The sequence below is a fragment of the Bradyrhizobium sp. genome (assembly GCF_049586575.1).
Lineage (GTDB): Bacteria > Pseudomonadota > Alphaproteobacteria > Rhizobiales > Xanthobacteraceae > Bradyrhizobium.
Genome location: NZ_JBAVCF010000211.1, coordinates 1 through 2042, shown reverse-complemented (window position 1 = coordinate 2042; position 2042 = coordinate 1). Strand labels below are relative to the sequence as shown.

Genomic DNA, 2042 nt, shown 5'->3' with positions numbered 1-2042 from the left:
TCTCCCGTCCCGAGCCGCGCCAGATCCTTTTCCGTCGTCACCACTGTCAGAGCATCGCGTTTGGCTTCCGCCAGCAACTCCTCGATTTCGCTTTGGGTGAACGGATGATGGTCGGCAAAAACGCGTTCACTCACGACCTCGACGCCGTTGGCGCGTAGCGTCCGGAAGAAGCGGCCGGGATCACCGATCCCGGCGAACGCCAGGACGCGCTTGCCGGCCAACAACGACACCGTGACATCATCGGCTCTCAACTGCGCCGTCAGGACCGGCTTGTCCTGTGCTGCCAACCTTTCGGCGACGGCGTCGGCGGCAGCGCCCTCGCCGATCACAATCAGCGCATCGGTTCGGTCGAGTTGCGGCCGCAGCGGCGCGCGCAGCGGACCTGCGGGGAAAACACAGCCATTGCCAATCCCGCGACGAGCATCGATCACGATCAGCGAGGCGTCCTTGGCGATGGCCGGGTTCTGAAAACCGTCGTCCATTACGATCACGGTCGCACCCTGCGACTTGGCCAGCGCCAGCCCGTCGATGCGCTCGCGTGCGACCACGACCGGAACGGTCTGCGCCAGCATCAATGGTTCGTCACCAACGTCGGCTGCAAGGTGACGTCCGGGATCGACCATCACCGGTCCGCGAAGTTGCCCGCCATAGCCGCGGCTGAGCACCAGCGGCACCTCACCGAGATCGCGTAACAATTTCACAAGGGCCAGCACAGTCGGCGTCTTGCCGGCGCCACCAACGTGATAGTTGCCGATGCAGAAGACGGCGATGCCGGCATCAAAGCCCTTGCGCTGCAAACGGCGGCCGGCGATTGCGCCATAGACGGCGGCGAGCGGCGACAACAGCAGCGATATCAGGGATGATGGCCGGTACCAAAAGGCCGGCTCACGCATCCGCCGCCCCCATTTCGAGGCGCAGCTGCAAAAGATACGGCTCGAGCGCAGCAAGCGTCCGGTCGAGGGCGCCGCCGAGCTGGGAGACCACACGTTCGGCCGCAGCGACCACCCGATCGCGTGCCGCGGGATCGGCGAGCAATTGACCCAACTGCTTCGCCAGCGTTTCGCTGGTTACGGCGGTCTTGGCGCCGCCGGCGCTATCGAGCGCCTCGTACACATCGGCAAAATTGAAGACGTGAGGCCCGTGAACGAGCGACGCGCCGAGCTTGATGGCCTCGATCGGATTCTGCCCGCCATGCTCGATCAGCGACCCGCCGACGAAAACGACCGGCGAGAGCCGATAAAACAGCCCCAACTCGCCCATGGTATCGGCGACATAAATGTCGGTGGTTGCGGTCGGCAATTCCTCGCGCGAGCGCACGCTGGCGTGCAGGCCGAAGGCCTCGATCAAGCGCGCGACGGCCTCGCCGCGACCCGGATGCCGCGGCACGATCACGGTCAACAGCGACGGGAAAAACCCTGCGAGCGTTCGATGCGCCTCGATCAGGATCTCCTCTTCTCCCGGATGCGTCGATGCCGCGACAATGATGGGTCGGCCACGCGTCACCGACATCAACCGCTCAAGCTTGGTGAAGTCTGCGGGAGGGGCCGGAACATCGAGCTTCAGATTGCCGGTGACCAGAACGTTACGGCTGCCAAGCGCAGAAAAACGCTCCGCATCGACACGGGATTGCGCCAGGCAAACATCGAACCGGCCGAGCAGTGCCGAAATCGTGCCGCTGACGCGCCGCCAGCGCGGGAACGAACGATGCGACATCCGCCCGTTGATGAGAACCATCGGCAAACGTCTTGCCGCGCTCGAAAGAATGAGATTCGGCCACAGATCGGATTCGATGAACAGCGCAAGGCTCGGCCGCCAATGATCGAGAAAGCGCGCTACATAGCGCGGCGAATCGTAAGGAACGTATTGATGAATGATGTCGGCAGGAAAGCGCTTGGCGACAATCGCCGCCGAGGTGACGGTGCCGGACGTCAACAGGATACGGATATTGAGCGCACGCAATTTCTCGATCAGCGCCGCCGCCGCCAGCACCTCGCCGACGCTGGCTCCGTGAATCCATACCAGCGGCCCGTGCGGCCGGACGT

At 64.0% G+C, this 2042-nt stretch carries 2 protein-coding genes; both read right to left on the bottom strand.

What is annotated here, in order from left to right; genetic code table 11:
* Positions 1-893 (bottom strand): tetraacyldisaccharide 4'-kinase (gene lpxK, locus WB528_RS08090; protein ID WP_423887895.1); only part of this gene is annotated, 893 nt, incomplete at its 3' end.
* Positions 886-2042 (bottom strand): 3-deoxy-D-manno-octulosonic acid transferase (locus WB528_RS08085; protein WP_423887894.1); only part of this gene is annotated, 1157 nt, incomplete at its 5' end. The genes lpxK and WB528_RS08085, both read right to left, overlap by 8 nt.